15 protein-coding genes are annotated in these 15,640 nt (G+C 61.3%); 9 read left to right on the forward strand and 6 right to left on the reverse strand.

Annotated features, from left to right (window positions below):
* Nucleotides 1–261 precede the first annotated feature (261 nt).
* The 4 genes from DN412_RS44690 to DN412_RS26480 all read left to right on the forward strand — a co-directional run bounded on the left by DN412_RS44690 (nt 262) and on the right by DN412_RS26480 (nt 2,412).
* The gene (locus DN412_RS44690) at nt 262–576 is read left to right on the forward strand and encodes a hypothetical protein (protein ID WP_425267450.1); all 315 of its coding nucleotides are present in this window, start codon (nt 262–264) and stop codon (nt 574–576) included.
* A 97-nt stretch (nt 577–673) separates the two neighbouring features.
* Nucleotides 674–889, forward strand: coding sequence for a helix-turn-helix domain-containing protein (locus tag DN412_RS26470; protein ID WP_279635241.1), 216 nt, complete (start codon nt 674–676; stop codon nt 887–889).
* Between the two features lie 225 nt (nt 890–1,114).
* Nucleotides 1,115–1,741 carry a class I SAM-dependent methyltransferase gene (locus tag DN412_RS26475; protein WP_208647662.1) on the forward strand — a complete coding sequence of 209 codons (627 nt, stop codon included), beginning with the start codon at nt 1,115–1,117 and terminating at the stop codon, nt 1,739–1,741.
* Nucleotides 1,742–2,142: 401 nt separating this feature from the next.
* On the forward strand, nt 2,143–2,412 hold the full coding sequence (locus DN412_RS26480) for a hypothetical protein (protein ID WP_115214300.1): 270 nt from the start codon (nt 2,143–2,145) through the stop codon (nt 2,410–2,412).
* An 801-nt stretch (nt 2,413–3,213) separates the two neighbouring features.
* On the opposite strand, the gene DN412_RS26490 is transcribed toward DN412_RS26480, so the two are convergent.
* The 4 genes from DN412_RS26490 to DN412_RS26505 all read right to left on the reverse strand — a co-directional run bounded on the left by DN412_RS26490 (nt 3,214) and on the right by DN412_RS26505 (nt 6,919).
* Nucleotides 3,214–3,627 (reverse strand): cupin domain-containing protein, encoded by a 414-nt coding sequence (locus DN412_RS26490; RefSeq protein ID WP_115214302.1) that lies wholly within the window; start codon nt 3,625–3,627, stop codon nt 3,214–3,216.
* A 29-nt stretch (nt 3,628–3,656) separates the two neighbouring features.
* The gene (locus DN412_RS26495) at nt 3,657–5,027 is read right to left on the reverse strand and encodes an NAD-dependent succinate-semialdehyde dehydrogenase (RefSeq protein WP_115214303.1); all 1,371 of its coding nucleotides are present in this window, start codon (nt 5,025–5,027) and stop codon (nt 3,657–3,659) included.
* 26 nt (nt 5,028–5,053) lie between these two features.
* Nucleotides 5,054–6,031 (reverse strand): Bug family tripartite tricarboxylate transporter substrate binding protein, encoded by a 978-nt coding sequence (locus DN412_RS26500; RefSeq protein ID WP_115214304.1) that lies wholly within the window; start codon nt 6,029–6,031, stop codon nt 5,054–5,056.
* A gap of 93 nt (nt 6,032–6,124) precedes the next feature.
* Nucleotides 6,125–6,919, reverse strand: coding sequence for an SDR family NAD(P)-dependent oxidoreductase (locus DN412_RS26505; RefSeq protein ID WP_115214305.1), 795 nt, complete (start codon nt 6,917–6,919; stop codon nt 6,125–6,127).
* 198 nt (nt 6,920–7,117) lie between these two features.
* Here DN412_RS26505 and DN412_RS26510 point away from each other — a divergent pair, with 198 nt between their 5' ends.
* From DN412_RS26510 to DN412_RS26520, 3 genes are all read left to right on the forward strand, one after another.
* A complete protein-coding gene (locus tag DN412_RS26510) occupies nt 7,118–8,056 on the forward strand; it encodes a LysR family transcriptional regulator (protein WP_115214306.1) in 939 nt (312 codons plus the stop codon).
* 752 nt (nt 8,057–8,808) lie between these two features.
* Entirely contained in the window at nt 8,809–9,786 is a 978-nt protein-coding gene (locus DN412_RS26515; RefSeq protein ID WP_115214307.1) for a S1C family serine protease, read from the forward strand.
* Between the two features lie 80 nt (nt 9,787–9,866).
* On the forward strand, nt 9,867–10,532 hold the full coding sequence (locus DN412_RS26520; protein WP_115214308.1) for a hypothetical protein: 666 nt from the start codon (nt 9,867–9,869) through the stop codon (nt 10,530–10,532).
* Between the two features lie 590 nt (nt 10,533–11,122).
* Here the strand turns inward: DN412_RS26520 and DN412_RS26525 are convergent.
* The gene (locus tag DN412_RS26525; RefSeq protein ID WP_115214309.1) at nt 11,123–11,809 is read right to left on the reverse strand and encodes a hypothetical protein; all 687 of its coding nucleotides are present in this window, start codon (nt 11,807–11,809) and stop codon (nt 11,123–11,125) included.
* Between the two features lie 165 nt (nt 11,810–11,974).
* Here DN412_RS26525 and DN412_RS26530 point away from each other — a divergent pair, with 165 nt between their 5' ends.
* Together DN412_RS26530 and DN412_RS26535 are read left to right on the forward strand one after the other, a co-directional pair.
* Complete coding sequence (locus tag DN412_RS26530) at nt 11,975–12,259, forward strand: hypothetical protein (RefSeq protein ID WP_133303085.1); 285 nt, start codon at nt 11,975–11,977, stop codon at nt 12,257–12,259.
* Between the two features lie 1,577 nt (nt 12,260–13,836).
* Entirely contained in the window at nt 13,837–14,220 is a 384-nt protein-coding gene (locus tag DN412_RS26535) for a nuclear transport factor 2 family protein (protein WP_115214311.1), read from the forward strand.
* A gap of 461 nt (nt 14,221–14,681) precedes the next feature.
* Here DN412_RS26535 and DN412_RS26540 read toward each other — a convergent pair whose 3' ends face one another.
* Nucleotides 14,682–15,590, reverse strand: a complete 909-nt coding sequence (locus DN412_RS26540) for a LysR family transcriptional regulator (protein ID WP_115214312.1) — start codon at nt 15,588–15,590, stop codon at nt 14,682–14,684.
* Between the last annotated feature and the right edge of the window lie 50 nt (nt 15,591–15,640).

Here is a 15,640-nt window from a genome sequence, read left to right on the forward strand (position 1 = left end):
GCCGCGTCAGTCCGCGAACGAAAAGTAATGGCTTGCAAGGAGAGAGTATCGCGCCAGACATTCCTATGCTGAAATCCAATACTGTAAGGGGGGTTGACACCCTCGCCCTCATAGAAGGGTCTGCTAAGAAGCGTTCATGCGGGGGAGATTGGCTGAAGCGTTGGCCGACCCGCCAATACAGTAGGGTTAGCGCCGCATTGACCGTGACGACCAATCCGGTACGCGCTTCGCTGAAGAGGCGCCGGTAAGGCTGAGAAGCCCGTGGAAGCAGTGAAAGCCGTAAAGGCCGCGAAGGCTGAAAAGGTCACGAAGACCGTGAAGGCCGCAAAGCCGGCAAAGGCTGAAAAGGCTGAAAAGGCTGAAAAGGCCAAGGCAGCAAAGCCCGAGTCGCGCTCGAACGCGAAGCCGGCGAAGCAGGCGCCTGCGCCCAAGCGCGAAAAGGTGGTACGCGACAGTTTCACGATGCCGAAGTCGGACTACCAGAAGATCGCAGAACTGAAGGGGCGCTGCCTGGAAGGCGGCGTTCGCATCAAGAAGATGCGAAATTCTTCGTGCTGGGTTGTTGCTGCTGACTGAGAGGTCGCCGAAGGAACTGCTGGCGACAATCAGGAAGCTCGAAGCCGTGAAGACGGGGCGTCCGCCGAAGGCTTAACGCCCCCCGCTGGCATTCTGCTTGGCCGAGATGTTCAATCAGCAGCTCTATCCAGCTACTGACAGGATCCTGGGTCTATCCCAAGAGGAAATAGGACGCCTGTCTGGACTATCGCGGCAGAACACAAATCGTGCACTTCGCGATTTGGCTGACGCCAAATTGATCGCGGTGGAATACGGAGCGATCCAGATTCTGGACCTTGGCGCGCTGCGGAGATTTGCGCACGTGGGGGATTGAGCGGGACCTCGCTTCCCCCACTGATGGCTATGTGAGATTCATTCGGCAAGCCCGGGACCACGGCAGCAGGCAAGTCACCTGAACGCCACTGGACTGACAGCGTCCATGACAAGACCGAGTAGAATGAACTTACTGTAGTCGAGCGCATGAGTTTCGGTCTTTAATCCGTGAGGGAACATGAATAATCCTTGGGTGGCTATCCCTCTGGCGGACTATGAGAGGCACATGGCATCGCCGGCCGTAGGTCAGGCCGAGATGCTCGCACTTGAGTTCGGGGCGCTATTGAAAAGTCATGCGCCGAAAACCGTTGCGCTCGTCGGCTGCGCCGGAGGAAATGGATTTGACAAGGCTGCAGAAGTCGGAGTTTCGCGCCTCGTCGGAATCGACATCAATGCACGTTACATCGCGGACGCAAAGGATCGCTACGCCGACACCATTCCAGGCTTGGAACTTCATTGTGCAGATATCCAGGGCGACATGCCGGATCTGCAAGCCGTCGAACTGGTCTATGCAGCCCTCGTGTTCGAGTACGTAGATGTCCCTGTGGCATTGAGAAACATAAGCAGGCTTTGCCGACCGAACGGACTTCTGGCCGCCCTTCTGCAATTGCCCAAGCAGGGAGCCGATGCTGTTACTCATTCGCCTTTTGCAAGCTTGAAGGAACTGAACTCCATCATGCGGCTGGTTCCACCCGGAGAATTGCTTGACAGCGCAGAAGCAGCAGGCTTTGCATGCCTGTCGCAGAAGACAATCACGCTTCAATCCGGCAAGCAGTTTTCCTTGCAACTCTTTAGGCTGACCTCAGGCCTGCCCACAGGATGCAGAAACCATTTCTGCCGCAACAGGACATGATCCAACGTAGTCTGACTCCGCTCCAACTTGGATCGCCAGCGTCAACTAGGCAAAGGTAATGTCGAGCAGACCTCTGTTCCGCGCCTTAACGACCGCTCAAGCGAGCCACGAGTGGTCGGGTTGGGAGTAATACTAGACGCCCACATCACCTGCCCTGTCCGACCTTCGCCGGCGATCCGCGACCATCTGGAAAGGCCGACGACCAGCCAACTGTCGGCACGGGCCGAACTACCGGAAACAGTCATTCGTTGTTGGCTGTCAACTGACCGCTCCTCGGTCTGGGTTCAACCGGTCTGTCGACAAACCACTATTGCTTCACCCCGGAGGACGCCGGTGTCCGATTGGCACGGGCGAGCACATCCACAAATGCCAGGATCACCGTGCCGACCTCTGCGCCTGCCGTGACCGAGACGGCGGGCAACAGGCTCAAGAGTCTGGCGGACGGTGGCGGAGATGTTCCCATTGTCAGCGGCGAATCCGCCTCGGGTGGCATGGGCGTCTTGCTGAATACGCTCGCGTATCCGGAACTCAAGACGAAGCTGGGATTGGATGCGAGCAGCCATGTCCTGCTGTTCGGCTGTGAGGGCGCTACCGACGTCGACATCTATCGCGACATCGTGGGCGAATCGGCATCGGCGGTGTTTGCACGCCAAGCCGCGATGATCGACTGACCTCTGAGGTTCGCCGCACCGGGACGCGCTACCTGGCTCACATGCGAGGCGCCGCCGGCGTTCGGACGTTTCAACAGTCCGCGGCGCGCCCTGCAACGCCTCACGTTTGATCGGCTGCCATTGATGGTAGCCCTCCATCGCCCGCTCTCTTTGCGACTCGCCCGACACATCGGGCCACATCGCCGTCGCCCGGTTGCATGCTTTGGAGAGGCGGCCGCGCCTGCCGTCTGATTCGCTGCTACGGTCGCACGCAGCCCACGATGAAGTCCTCTCCCGCCCGGCGCACCCGGTGCGCCCGGCGCCACGATTCTCGCTTCATCTGCATTAGCCACCCATGCGTTCTCACTATTTCCACCGTGAATGCGGCTAGACAAACCCTCAATTTGCCAGCGTTCAATCCGGACCGTCTAATGAAGCGCACCCACGACAACACCCTTTTAGGCCAATGACTGCAGACCTCGACCAGACCGTACGCCCGTGGCAGAAGGACATCTACGCTGCATTCCAAGAATGCAACGTCGGGCATGTTGCCTATGTTCCCGATGGCGGCCATCGTGGACTCATCAATCTTTGCGTGCAAGACCCATCGATCGGCACCACCGTACGGGCTTCGACTGCCAGCGCCGATGATCCAGATGTTGTCCACAACCGGTGCTGCAAGAATCACGGACGAGCAGAGACGCATCGCGCCGATCATTGGCCTGCGTTTCCCAGTTTCGGTGTCTTCGGGCCGAAGGACTTTGTCGCTGAACTATCCCAGGAGTTCCCTGCCTGGCGCGTGCCGGCAGGGAAACCCTGGATTTACGTGTTGTGTTCGGCAGCGATGGGACGGGTTTCGCCGGTCTCCACCAGGGTTCGGCTCGCGTTCATTGACCCGTAAATCCAGAGAATCTTCATCGGCGCCGTTGCCGAAGCATTGCGGAAGCGGTGCGGAACATTCGGGGGAATGAACGTGGCATCGCCTCGCTTGACGGGAATGGATTGCCCATCGATGTCAAAAATGGCGTCCCCCTCGATCAGCACGACACTCTCTTCGGTATTGTGATGATGGAAAGGGATCTCCGCGCCGCCGGCAAACTCGGTGTAGCCCGTGATGAAGGCCGTGGCCCCGACCATCTTGCCGACCAGGGGGGTCGTGCGGGCGCCGCCGCCCCGGTCATGGGTCTGGATGGTATCGGGCTTCAGCAGCACGGAGTTGGATGCGGTCTTGATCATGGCGTTGACTGGAAAATGAGAAGGAAGGATCAGTGGGTGGGGCCGACCCACACCGTCTTGATGTTGGTGAATTCGCGAATGCCAAACTCGCCGAGTTCGCGGCCGTAGCCGGATTGCTTCACACCGCCAAAAGGAAGGCGCGGATCGGAGGCGACCAGCCCGTTGACAAACACGGCGCCGGCTTCGATTTGCCTGCTAAGGATATGGGCGCGCGCGAGGTCGTTGGTCCAGAGTGCGGCGCCCAGGCCAAATTCCGTGGCGTTCGCAACTTCGATTGCCTGCTCGGCGCTGCTGACCCGGATCACCGCCGCGGCAGGCCCGAACGTCTCCTCCACAGCCGCAGCCATGCGCGGCGTGACCCTGTCCAGAATGGTCGGTGCGTAGTAGAAGCCCGGCCCGTCGAGCGGGTGCCCGCCCAGCGCAATCACGGCGCCGGCATCGACAGAGCGCTCTACCTGCGAGTGCAGATCGCTGCGCAAGTTGGCGCGCGCCAGTGGTCCTATGGTTGTGTGGCGATCCATGGGGTCACCAGCTTTCAGCATGCGTGTCCCGGCGCAGAACGCGGCAACGAACTGATCGGCGACCGCCTCTTCGACGATGAATCGCTTGGCGGAAATACAACTCTGCCCCGTGTTTGAGAACCGGGCTTTCACTGCCATCCTGGCCGCGGCTTCGACGTCCGCATCGGCCAGCACGATAAACGGGTCGGAGCCGCCAAGTTCCAGGACCTGCTTCTTCATGAGGCTTCCGGCCTGGGCAGCGATCAGTTTCCCGACGGCCGTGGAGCCGGTCAGCGTCACGGCGGCGACGCGCGCATCGTCCAGCACACCCGCGACGTCCGATGCTTCGATCATCAGGGTGGTGACCAGGCCCTCGGGCGCGCCTGCTTCGCGGAAGACGTCCGCCAGCGCGAGCGCGCATTGCGGCACGTTATTGGCGTGCTTGAGCAATGCTGCATTGCCCGCGGCCAGGGCGGGGGCCGCAAAGCGGATGAACTGCCAGAAGGGGTAGTTCCACGGCATCACCGCCAGGACGACGCCCAGCGGGTCGAACACCACCCGGCTGTCCGCCGCACTGCTGGGAACACGGAGGTCAGCCAGAAAGGCCGGCGCTGACTCGGCGTAGAACTCGCAGGTCCACGCCGATTTCTCGATCTCGGCTGCCGCCTCCGCGATCGGCTTGCCCATCTCGGCAGTGATCATGGCAGCAAACCGCGCCTGATGACGGCGAAGCACCGCGGCCACTGCCTTCAGGAGCGCGCAGCGTTCATGAACTGGTTGCATGCGCCATGCTTGCTGGGCAAGCGTGGCCGAACGCAGCTTTTGCTCGATGTCGTCGGGACGGTCGAGCGGATAGCGCCCGATCTCTGCACCGGTCGAGGGGTTGACTGAGACAATCATGGGTAAGTAGGTAGCAGGTTGTTTTTTCAGAGTTGTTCACTGACGAGGACCTTGCGTCGAATCAGGTCTTCCAGGATGCCGGAGTCCTTTGCCAGCCTTGCCTTGAATTCCTCAGGCGTGCTGCTCACGACGTCAAACCCGTTCTGGGCGAACCGCTTCGCGATCTCCGGGTTGCGCATCACCTCCGCAGTGGCCGAAACGATCTTTCGCCGGACGTCTGCCGGCAGGCCACTGGGGGCTGCCAGGCCAACCCAGGTGGGGTACTCCAGCCCGGGAATGGACTCACTCATGGTCGGAACACCCGGCAGCAGTGCTGACCGCTTCGATGATCCGACGGCAATGGCCCTGACCTTGCCGGCCTGGATATGCGGAAGCAGTACGGAGACCCCCGCGAACGCGAAATCGATGTGCCCGCCGAGCAGGTCCGTAATCATCGGCGCCGCTCCCTTGTAGGGAACGTGAGTCGTTTTCAGTTGGCGCGCCAAGGCCATCTGGGCACTGTTGACGTGCCCGGCCGACGCCACGCCCGACGTGCCATACGTGGTGCCTGGATGGGCTTTGAGGTAGGCGATCAGCTCTTCCAGGTTCTTGACGGGCAGATCGCCGCGGGTGACCAGAACTTGCGGCGTCGTCACCAGGAGGTTCAGGTAGTCGAACGACTTGAAGGTGTCGTAGCGCAACGCCTTCATGATCTGGTAGTTGGCCGCTTGCGTATCCAGCGCAAGCATCAGCGTGTAGCCGTCGGGCTTCGAACGGGCGACCTCTGCAGCGCCGATGGATCCGCCGGCGCCAGGCTTGTTTTCGATCACGACAGGTTGTCCCAGCTTCTCGCCGAGGGCCACGCTGATGATGCGAGCCGTCTGATCGACGGCGCCGCCGGCCGCGAACGGTACTATCAGGCGGATCGGTTGATGGGGATACCCCTCTGCCGAAACCAATGCGCTGGCACTGGCGCAGACAGCGAATACGGTGGCGTTGAAAAGGCGTCGATAGATGGATGCCATGGTTGTCTCCGATCTTTTTGTTTTATCCGGCCAGTTCCAGCGATCGCGTGAACCTGGCCGGGCACAGGTGCGGGGCGTTAAGGTGTTTGGGCGTTAAGGCGTGCTGGCGATCAGGCCTCCGTCGACGACGATCTCGGTGCCGGTGACGTAACGGCTCTCGTCGGCGGCCAGGAACAGGGCGGCATGGGCCGTGTCCCAGGCGTCACCCATGTATTTCATGGGAATCTGGTTGTTCCGTCGCGCCAGGAAGCCTTCCGGGTCACCCTGCGCATATTTCTGAACCAGGTTATCGAGAAGCGGCGTATGCATGAGGCCTGGCACCACGCAGTTCAGCCGGATACCTTCCGCGGCGTGGATCACGGCTGTCGTTTTCGTGAACTGGATCAGCGCCGCCTTGGCCGCTGCATATGCAACCTGGGGCTTGCCAACGTAGCGCAGTCCAGCGACCGAAGATACGTTGATGACAGAACCGGCGCCCTGCTTGCGCATGATCGGCAGCACATGCTTGCAGGCGAGATACGCGCCTTTCAGGTTCACCTGAATCTGAGCGTCCCAGACTTCTTCCGTCATATCAACGGGTCCGCCGGGCTGCGACAGGCCAACGTTGTTGACCAGGATGTCGATGCGCCCATACCGCTCGAAGCACTCGTTGACCACGCGCTCGACGTCATGGGCTTTGGTGGAGTCGCACTGCACCACATGGGCGTGGCTGCCTTCTTCCTGGATCAGCTTGCGCGTTTCTTCGGCATTCGCCAGATTGAGGTCGGTGCCGAAAATCCTGGCACCCTGCCGGGCCATCAGGACCGCCATGGTTCTTCCATTGCCCCATCCTTGGGCCACTGCGCCACATCCCATGATGAGGGCAACTTTGTCGGTCAGTTTCAGCATTCGATTGATCTCCTTTATGGCATCGCGACCTGTCATCCCGGTCAGCGTTGGGCGAAATCGTAAGCAGGGCCGATTGATAAGTGAAATTCTTTATACCTATTTAATGATAGAGTTTAGGAATAAATAGGCCGACGCATGGCAACCTGGATCTCCTCGATCCCGCCAGCTGGGTCGGATCTCTTGTGATGAGGAATACGCGTGAATGTGACGCCACGTCAACTCAGAATCTTCCTGGCTCTTGCCGAGTCGCTCAATTTCAGTCGTACGGCCGAGAAGTTCTTCGTGACACAGCCATCCCTCAGCAAGGCTGTGAAGGACCTGGAGGACGCGTTGGGCGTCGTGTTGTTCGAACGCTCCACGCGCTCGGTGCGGCTGACAGCGGCCGGTGAGCGCATGACCTCACTGGCGCGGCGCGTGGTCGGGGAATTCGATACCGGTCTGCAGCGTCTGCAGGGCCTGGCGGATCATGAAGCCCACCACGTCGCCATCGCGGCGATCCCGTCGCTGGCAAATGCAGTGCTCCCGGGGGTCTGCGCGAGCCTGGAAAATCACTTTCCCGAGGTGCGCTTCACGATCTACGACGGCACCAACGCGTCCACGATTCTGCGCCTGGTCAACTATCAGGTGGATTTCGCCCTGGCCTCCGCAGCGCCGTCGCACCCGGAGCTGGAGTACGAGGAGGTCATGCGCGACCGCTTTGCGCTGCTGGCGCCGGAGGGGTGGGAGACGTCGGTGCGACCGATCATGCGAATGGAAGAACTGCTCGACCTGCCGCTGATCAGCGGAACCGACGCGAGTACCGCCAAGGAGTACGTCAGCGCCGCGTTCCTGCAGCGGGGCATTGTCTTCCGTCCGAAGCTCTCATTTGACCAGGTGGCCACTGCGGCGGGATTTGTACGCCAGGGGTTGGGGATAGCGATACAGCCCTACCTGGGCATCATGCCGCTGCTGGATCTGCGGGGGATGCGTCTCTGCCAGATTGTGGATGGTCCGATCCGGTCAGTCGGAATCGTACGGCGCAAAGGCTCGCCCTTGTCGCCGATCGCCGAAAAAGCGCTGGAGGAGGTGCGTGCCGCCGCCGGGAAGCTGGTGCAGCATCTGCCGGCATGGATTCACCCGCCTGCGCCCTCGCCTTGATCCCCCGGAGATGCATTGGCGGGTGCTTGACGTGCGAAGGAGACGGGACGCCTCGATCGGGACGGCCGAGGTGGTCATTGGCTACGCCGTCGGCGGCTGAAGAGGCCGATGACGTGACAAGAGTGCGGGCGCACGCCGGCGACCGGTTGAATCCGCAGCCGGTCTCGGTCGGATGCCCGCCGCGAAAGCGAGGCCGTCTCTGACCGACCCGTCACGGTCATTCGCGCACCCATCTGCGAACAACCGAAGTTTGGTGTCGTTTCAGCCGTTCAACCGTGACGTGAGAACCGATCAGCGTCCGGCTGGGGTCCAGAAAGGTGTGGGTGGTCGCGACGCATAACGCCTATTTCACCCGAAAGTACCGAATCTTCCGCCGTCCCTCCTTGGAGAGGAATGGCTGGATCTTGTCGAAGGGTACGGTAACCTCCTCATTGCAATTGCTAGTCCCGTAAGAGCCAGATGCTACCGTGAAATTTGTTCCGCCTGTGGACGGATAAGCCCGCGCCACGTCGAAGTCCACGTGCTCGGAGCATTCCATTAAATCGTCTTCTACATTCCTTCTACCGGAAGATTGTTTGCAGCCTACGACAAACACCCCTCCTTCGTAGGAGGGATGGCTCTTATTTCAATTCCCAATTCGGGTTACATTACTCTGCCTCTCCGCGTTTTCCCACTTGCCATACCGATCAGGCGGGCAGAAGGCGTTCAAATGAACGGGAGGGAAAACTCAAATAATGAAACATCGCTGAAATATGGCAGCTCTAGTCCTCATCAGAAGAATAGCGTTCCGGGTCTCGCTGGCCGCTGTGCTGTTACTGCCAACGGTTTCCTGCTTTGCGATCGAGGCTGCCGACCTGTATGAGAAGCGCTCCCCAAGTATCTGGCTGGTCAGCGTCCACGATGCTCAAGGGCAGCGCATCAAAATGGGGAGCGCTGTCGTGACAGGCCACGAGGAACTGGTCACCAATTGCCACGTTCTGACCCAAGGACGGTCGATCACCATCAAGCACGAAAATACCGCGCATGCGGCTCAGCTCGCGCACGCTGACGTAGAGCGCGACCTGTGCATCATTCGTGCGAAAGGTCTTGCCGCACCTGCCGTGAAGATCGCTCCGGTGTCGACTCTGAAGGTGGGGCAGAAGGTCTACGCCATTGGGGCTCCGCGAGGGATGGAACTCACCTTGAGCGACGGGCTCCTATCCGCGCTGAATCACGACAAGGATGACAACCTTACCCGGATCCAGATCAGCGCCCCGATTTCTCCGGGTTCCAGTGGCGGCGGCGTGTTCGATACTGACGGCCGCCTGATTGGCATCGCCTACCTGACGCTCAAGGATGCGCAGAACCTGAACTTTGCCATTCCGGCTGACTGGATAGCGCAAGTTCCTGCGCGTGCAAAAGTGGCGCTGGAAAAATTTCGCGCCGAGAATCCGCCCCAGCCAGCCAAACTGGCAAAAGCACCGGAACCAACAGGTGGTCAACCCGGCTTGTCCGTACCCTACCTTGGGGAGAAAGGCCAGGAACGCTTTCGCGATTTTCTGACAAGGCCATTCCCGCGGGCTTTTGCGATTTCGGATACAGGCTATTCCGTCGCAACCTGGGGCAGTCGCCCCAAGGATCCGACCAGGCCGGTCGACACGAAGGAAAGAGCATTGCAGATATGCAAGGAAGCGGCAGGGAAGGACTGCATGCTCTATATGGTCGACAGTGACATTGTATTCTCCAGATAAGACCAATGCGTATTTGCTCGAAGCTCCTTCCGATGACGCCTGCTTGCCTGACTGCCGCTTTCCGTATAGCAAGACCTTCCATGTCGGCCGTGCTGGCACTCGCGCTGGGTGCCTGCGCGGCCCCGACTGCCGTGACCACCAATCGGGCGCTGGATTACGATGCACGGCCGACTCGGCTGTATGTCATATCGGGTGCGGGCATGGGATGGGGGCCAGATTTTTCTGGCGCATTTCGCGCAAAGTTCCGGGAGATCGCCGGGCGTTGCGGAGCTACCACCGGATTTGAAGAAATCTCTGGTCTCGAACTGGATCAAAACGGACCCGCGGCCAGGGCCGCTGCGTTCGGCGCGGACACTATCCTGACCATTACGCACGGCGGCGGGGTGATCAGCGGCAGCACCGGCAATCGTCTCTCGATCAGCTATGGTGTCACGCTGAGCGACGTCAGCCAGCACCGAGCCGTGTGGCGGGGCAACTTTGCGTTCAATCGTGGCGGCACCGTGATTCCCATTGAGGAACGGGGCTCGGTACTGGCGATCGATATCACAAACGGCCTGAAGAAGGACGGCATCCTGCAAGGGTGCAGCCAGATCGCACTGGGACAAGGCGGGCGGCTGGACCCTTCAGCGGTTGCCAAGCCGCGCCCGGAGGATGCAAAGCGGCCCACCCTATCGGCACGCCCATCCGCTGCGGCGCCTGGAACACCCAGCCTGAAGGATCTGCAGGGCCTGCTGCCTTCTCAGTGAAACGTAGGCCATGGCTGGGGCTGGCGCCCCGGCCAGGTTATGATGTCCGTGCGATGACAAGGACCCGTCCTGGCTGCCTTCGAGGGTACGGCGCGCGTCAAGGCAGTTGAAAATCATTAGCGGGCTCGCTTCTAGTCCGTGGATCATCATGCACTCGAAGTCATAGTTTGGGCGCTTTGCAAGCGCCCAACGTCGAGCACTTGTCACAAGGGAAGCAAACCGGGTTCGGTGTAGCGGCACTCAGATCGAGAGTAATCCGCGCTGGATCTACGGATATCGTCTGCAGACGAAGTAGTTCGCTACGACCGGAGACGTATTCGATCGCTCGCGGGACCACGCCATGCCTCAGCCGATACCTCTCCGCCGTTGGACGTATCAGGTCGAGTGTCGGCGTCGGCCGAACAGCGGTCATCCGTGCTGGCGGGCTCCAAGGACAGAAACTGGCCGGGAACGGCCCTCGACCATTCATGGGCGGATAACCGCGCTTCCGTGCCAACTCGGACATCGGTAGGGCATCGCTCCTCTCGACCACATTTCCGCGAATGCCTCTCAATAGGATGGCAGTCGGGTGACTCGACCGCGCGGCCCGCTCAGGCCTGCCTGAGCAGGTTCACGGACGCCGCCACGGTGGCGGAGCCCGCGGCGAGCTGCGCGCAGAGGTCAAGCAGCGACCCCAGCCGCGTCATGCCGTCCGAACCCGGACGTGGCCGGGGCACGATGTCGAGGTCGATCACCGGGCGGCCAAGGCTGTCGAGGTCTTCGTCCCGGTGACCACCTCCGCCACCGGAAAAGTCGAATCCGGGGATCGGCGCGCCCAGGCTGTCCAGTTCCTCTCCCGTGCTTCCGACCGTGCCGCCGGCCGCCACGACGGCCCTGAGTGCACCGAGCCAGCGTCCGTAGCGGGCATTCGTATCGCCCAGGCTGTCGACCTCTTCCTCGCCGCGCCACGCGCGTCCGACCAGGGCGAGCAGCGTGTCCCGGTCCATCCCCGCAAGGCGGCCGTCCGGATTGCCCTCCTGGTCACCGTCGTCCCCGTCGCCCGCTGGCAGGCCGGTCTGGGCATCCGCATCTGGGTCGGGATGGTCGTCGTCATCGGGGGGGCCGGAGTCGTTGGCGTTGTCCGCCACATTGCTATCAGCGTTGTCGTTGTCATCGCCGTCGCCGGAGTGATCCGAGCCTTCCGAGCCATCGGCATTGCCGGCGGTTGGGCCGGCCACGATCTTGCCGCCCTTGACGGTCTTAGGCTCGCCGTTCGTGATCTTGCCGTCCTTGTCCACCGAGTCCGTCTGCTCCGTGCCGTCGCCGTTCTTGTCGACGGTACNTTGACGGTGTAGCTCCCGTCCGAGTGCCTGGCCACTTCAGTCGTGGAAGTGTTTCCATTGACGTCGGTCGTACTAGCGGCGGAGCCGGTGTCGCCGTTGGATGACCAGTCGGTCCTGTCCATGGACGACGAACCGTCGGGCTTCTCATGCCTGCTGATGGTGTATTCCGTGCGTGTGCCGTCGGGATTGGACTCGGTGCCGAACTCCACCGAGCTGTGCCCGTCGTCGTGCTGCCCCATCGGATTGTCCTTGTCGTCGTTGACGTCGATTTTGATCCACGACCTCGCGGGACTGATCCCTTCGTCTGACACGCCCCTGGTGCTGCTTCCCGTTTCGTGGCCGCGCCCCGGCGTCGGCTCGTACGTGCGGACGATGTGGACGTGCGCGCCGTCGCGCTGGGTGTAGTCCTTGACCTCCACCACCGTATCGTCCGCGCCCTTGTAGGTCCGGGACGAGGTGCCTTGCGAGTCGGGCCCGGTCCATTGCATCGTCCGCTGGCCACCGCCTTTCACGCTGGCATCGCCCAGGGCACTTCCGTCGCTGCGGAAGAAGGTGCCGTGCAGCCGGCCCTGCTTGCTTTGCCAATCCGCCGTCCAGATTTCCGTGCCATCCGGCGCGGTCGCCACGGCGCGGAAGCTGCCGTCACTGTGTCGGATATAGCGCGTGGTGCGGCTCGGCCGGACGTCCTCGCGCGTCCACCTGCCCGGTCCCACAGCAGGCGCCGACCAGACATCGGTGCGGGTGATGTGGGGGCTGTCGAGTTGCTGCTCCCACTCGACATTGCCGCGTGAATCGCCACGCAGCCGGGACCTGCGCATGACCACGCCGCCGGCCTCCACGCGGCGCCGGATAACTGCTTCTTCGAAGCCGTCCGGGCCGATATCGATCGTGTGCAGGGCGCCTCGTCCGTCATGCTCGACGAGGCTGGCCGTGCCGTCCGCGCCGGCCGAGGCCAGCGCGTAGGCGCCGGAGGTCCACATCCTGAGTCGAACCGATTCGCGCTCCATGTTTCGCTCCCTCACCTGCCACTGACATCTGAATATACTGGCCCGCCAGCCTTATCCCAAGGCTGCGTTCGCCAATCGACGGTTCGCTAACCACAAGCCCGGCGGGATTCACGCTGTTCTCAGGGCGACGGCGGCTCTTTGCTGCCTAACCCGCCTTTTTAGGCATTTTTCGCCTTGTTCGCTTTTCGTCTCCTCTTATAGTTGATGAGCACGGAGATACAGGAATGCGACGAAAGAGCACGTCTGCTCACTCTCCGGGACAGGTACTGCCGAAATCGCGTTGCCCTTCCAGCCGTCAGGGGCTCGGAAGTGGCACCTCGAACGCCATATTACGGGCGAGAGCGCGGCCACTGAAGTCGTAGGACCGAGCCTAGGGCGGATGTTTGAACGCAATCGGAAGGCCGTCCAGGCAAGAGAGAGGCCACAAAACGCTGTGCGCATAAGCGCGAGGCCGCAAGCCGAGATTACTTCGCCAAGGCGCGCCGGCGCACGGCCGCCGGGGTGGCAAGAGCGGTGGAAAGTAGGCCTGCGCTCGCCGATGCTTTCTCGGGTTCAGTTCCACTTATTGGGCCACGCTGACATTTGGGTGGCCGAGCCGCGCGGTCGGAGAATGACTCATCGTGGCCGGTCTCCGACGGACGCCTGCGTGAAACGGCGACCGTCTCAGACCGACCCTTTATAGAGCCATACGACTGCGCAGCGCCGAAGGGCTGAGTCGGCCGAGATGCGGTCATCCGCTTCGGAAATGTCGATGGCCGTATCCTGGCGATAAAACTGGCCGACAGTGCAGACACTTCGCCCCAGGAAGGAAAAAAAATGCGCCACTTTGTCGCCGTCAAACCCAGTAGTTACTGCGCAGTCAAATCCCGACGTCAAACCCGGCACCACGGCGCTTGCTGGGGACACCATTGCGCTCTAAGTTGGAGACATCCGCCCCTGTGATGGCAGGGCCGGAGTGTGCAACCGGAGACAATAATGACAACCCCGATTTCTGTCGTGAAAACAGCCTATGAGGCGTATGGCCGCGGCGACGTCAATGCCATCCTCGATCTGGTGGCCGACCAGGTTGACTGGAAGATGGTAGGGCCACCCCAGATCCCCTACACCGGGCAGCGCAACAACAAAGCGGAAGTCGCCAGCTTCTTCGCACAGCTCGCACGGGCGGATGACACGGAAATCTTCGAACCACGCGAGTTTATCGAGTCAGGTGACCATGTGGTTGTACTCGGCTTCTTACGGGGGACCACGCGTCCTGAAGGTAAGCTGGTTGAAACCGAATGGCTGCACATCTTCACGGTCGTCGACGGTAAGATTCGGCGCTGGAAGGGCTTTGCCGATACGTCGATCCGCTTTCTATAAGGTTAGACTGGCAATCTTCCGCCAGTCGGTTGCCGACCTGAGATCGCATTTGGCTGCGCCATTTGCCTAGCCTCCGAGGACCCGCAGCGAGAATTTGTAGGCGGTTTTTCGTGTCTTTGAGTTCCCCGAAGACACCAGTCGGGTCGTTGCGATGTATCTCCGGGATCCTGCGGACATGCCTCCGCTATGTGGGGGGAGAGGTACACGCCGTGGCTGCGGCGCCCGCCAGCACAGACCCGGCGCGAAGGTCCGCTCCTGATTGAGTGCGCAGAGACACTGGACAATTAACGCTGTCGAAGAAAGCGGTGGTGAAGCGCGCACGCGCAACGCGGCAAGACCGTGCTGCCACGTCAGGGTGGCAGCCTACCGTGGCGTTTTTCCGGGTCGGACCTGGCGTCGAGGCGAGTCTGTGATCTTGGGCCGGTCTCCGACCGGCTCCGCTAACCCAGCCGGCAAACGCCTCATTCCGGCGGCAGACTGGCGGTCACAGCGTCCTTCAACGCCATCAGGAACTGATCTACCGAAGGCGGCAACCGGCGCTCTTTCATGGCCGTGATCTGCAGGCGCCGTTCGTTCAGGAGCGGCTCGTCGATCGGCTTTGCCAGCAATGAATATTCGTCTTGCATGCCCTGCAGGGCAATCGCGCTCCCTAACGTAATCGCCCCGCCAAGCGCCGCGAACTGATGCATCGCGCTCGAATTGTTGCTGGTCATCAGCGGCTCCAGGTGTCTGCCGCGAATGGAGCAGCACAAATCGATCAATTGACGCACCGTCGTTCCTCGCTCCAGAACCGCTACCGGGTATTCGAGAAGGTCGTCGAGCGTCAGTACGTCTTTCCGTGCCAGTGGATGCGAAGCCCGAAGCAGCGCGCAAACTGGTGCATTGACGCTGAATTCGACATGAACCGCCGTCGACGGCGCCGTGGTGAACGCAAGGCCCAAGTCGACCTCCCCGGTTGCCACCCAGTGCTCGACCTGAACGGGAGTTCCCGAGCGCAGGACAAAGCGCTTATGAGGATGCGCCGCATGGTAAGTGGCGAAAACGCTCGGCAGGAAATACCGGGTGAAGCCTTCGGTACACCCCACGCGCACGATGCCGCTGCCCAGCGCATGCGCCGTCGATATCTCGTTCAGTACCGCGTCAGCGTCCATGAGCGCGCGGCGCGCATGCTGCGCGAGCAGTTCTCCGGATTCGGTCAACACCATGCCCCTTGGCATTCGCTCGAACAGCGGCGTGCCAACCTCCTCTTCAAGCTTGGCGATTTGCCGGCTGATCGCCGAGACCGCAACGTGCAGGTTTTCGGACGACGCGCTCAGTGACCCGGTGCGCGCGACCTCGACAAAATACCGCAGGGCGATACCGTGAAGCATCTCTTCCACTCCGTTCTTGCTTTGCCATTTCGGCAATGCTATCCGCATTT

Source organism: Cupriavidus lacunae (genome assembly GCF_003353055.1).
GTDB lineage: Bacteria > Pseudomonadota > Gammaproteobacteria > Burkholderiales > Burkholderiaceae > Cupriavidus > Cupriavidus lacunae.

Bases quoted from the DNA above. Each gene is read 5' to 3' on its own strand.
- DN412_RS26515 (WP_115214307.1), top strand. From the start codon at position 8,809: ATGGCAGCTCTAGTCCTCATCAGAAGAATAGCGTTCCGGGTCTCGCTG.
- DN412_RS26530 (WP_133303085.1), top strand. From the start codon at position 11,975: ATGGACGACGAACCGTCGGGCTTCTCATGCCTGCTGATGGTGTATTCC.
- DN412_RS26505 (WP_115214305.1), bottom strand. From the start codon at position 6,919: ATGCTGAAACTGACCGACAAAGTTGCCCTCATCATGGGATGTGGCGCA.
- DN412_RS26500 (WP_115214304.1), bottom strand. From the start codon at position 6,031: ATGGCATCCATCTATCGACGCCTTTTCAACGCCACCGTATTCGCTGTC.
- DN412_RS26490 (WP_115214302.1), bottom strand. From the start codon at position 3,627: ATGATCAAGACCGCATCCAACTCCGTGCTGCTGAAGCCCGATACCATC.
- DN412_RS26535 (WP_115214311.1), top strand. From the start codon at position 13,837: ATGACAACCCCGATTTCTGTCGTGAAAACAGCCTATGAGGCGTATGGC.
- DN412_RS26540 (WP_115214312.1), bottom strand. From the start codon at position 15,590: ATGCTTCACGGTATCGCCCTGCGGTATTTTGTCGAGGTCGCGCGCACC.
- DN412_RS26520 (WP_115214308.1), top strand. From the start codon at position 9,867: ATGTCGGCCGTGCTGGCACTCGCGCTGGGTGCCTGCGCGGCCCCGACT.
- DN412_RS26475 (WP_208647662.1), top strand. From the start codon at position 1,115: ATGGCATCGCCGGCCGTAGGTCAGGCCGAGATGCTCGCACTTGAGTTC.
- DN412_RS26495 (WP_115214303.1), bottom strand. From the start codon at position 5,027: ATGATTGTCTCAGTCAACCCCTCGACCGGTGCAGAGATCGGGCGCTAT.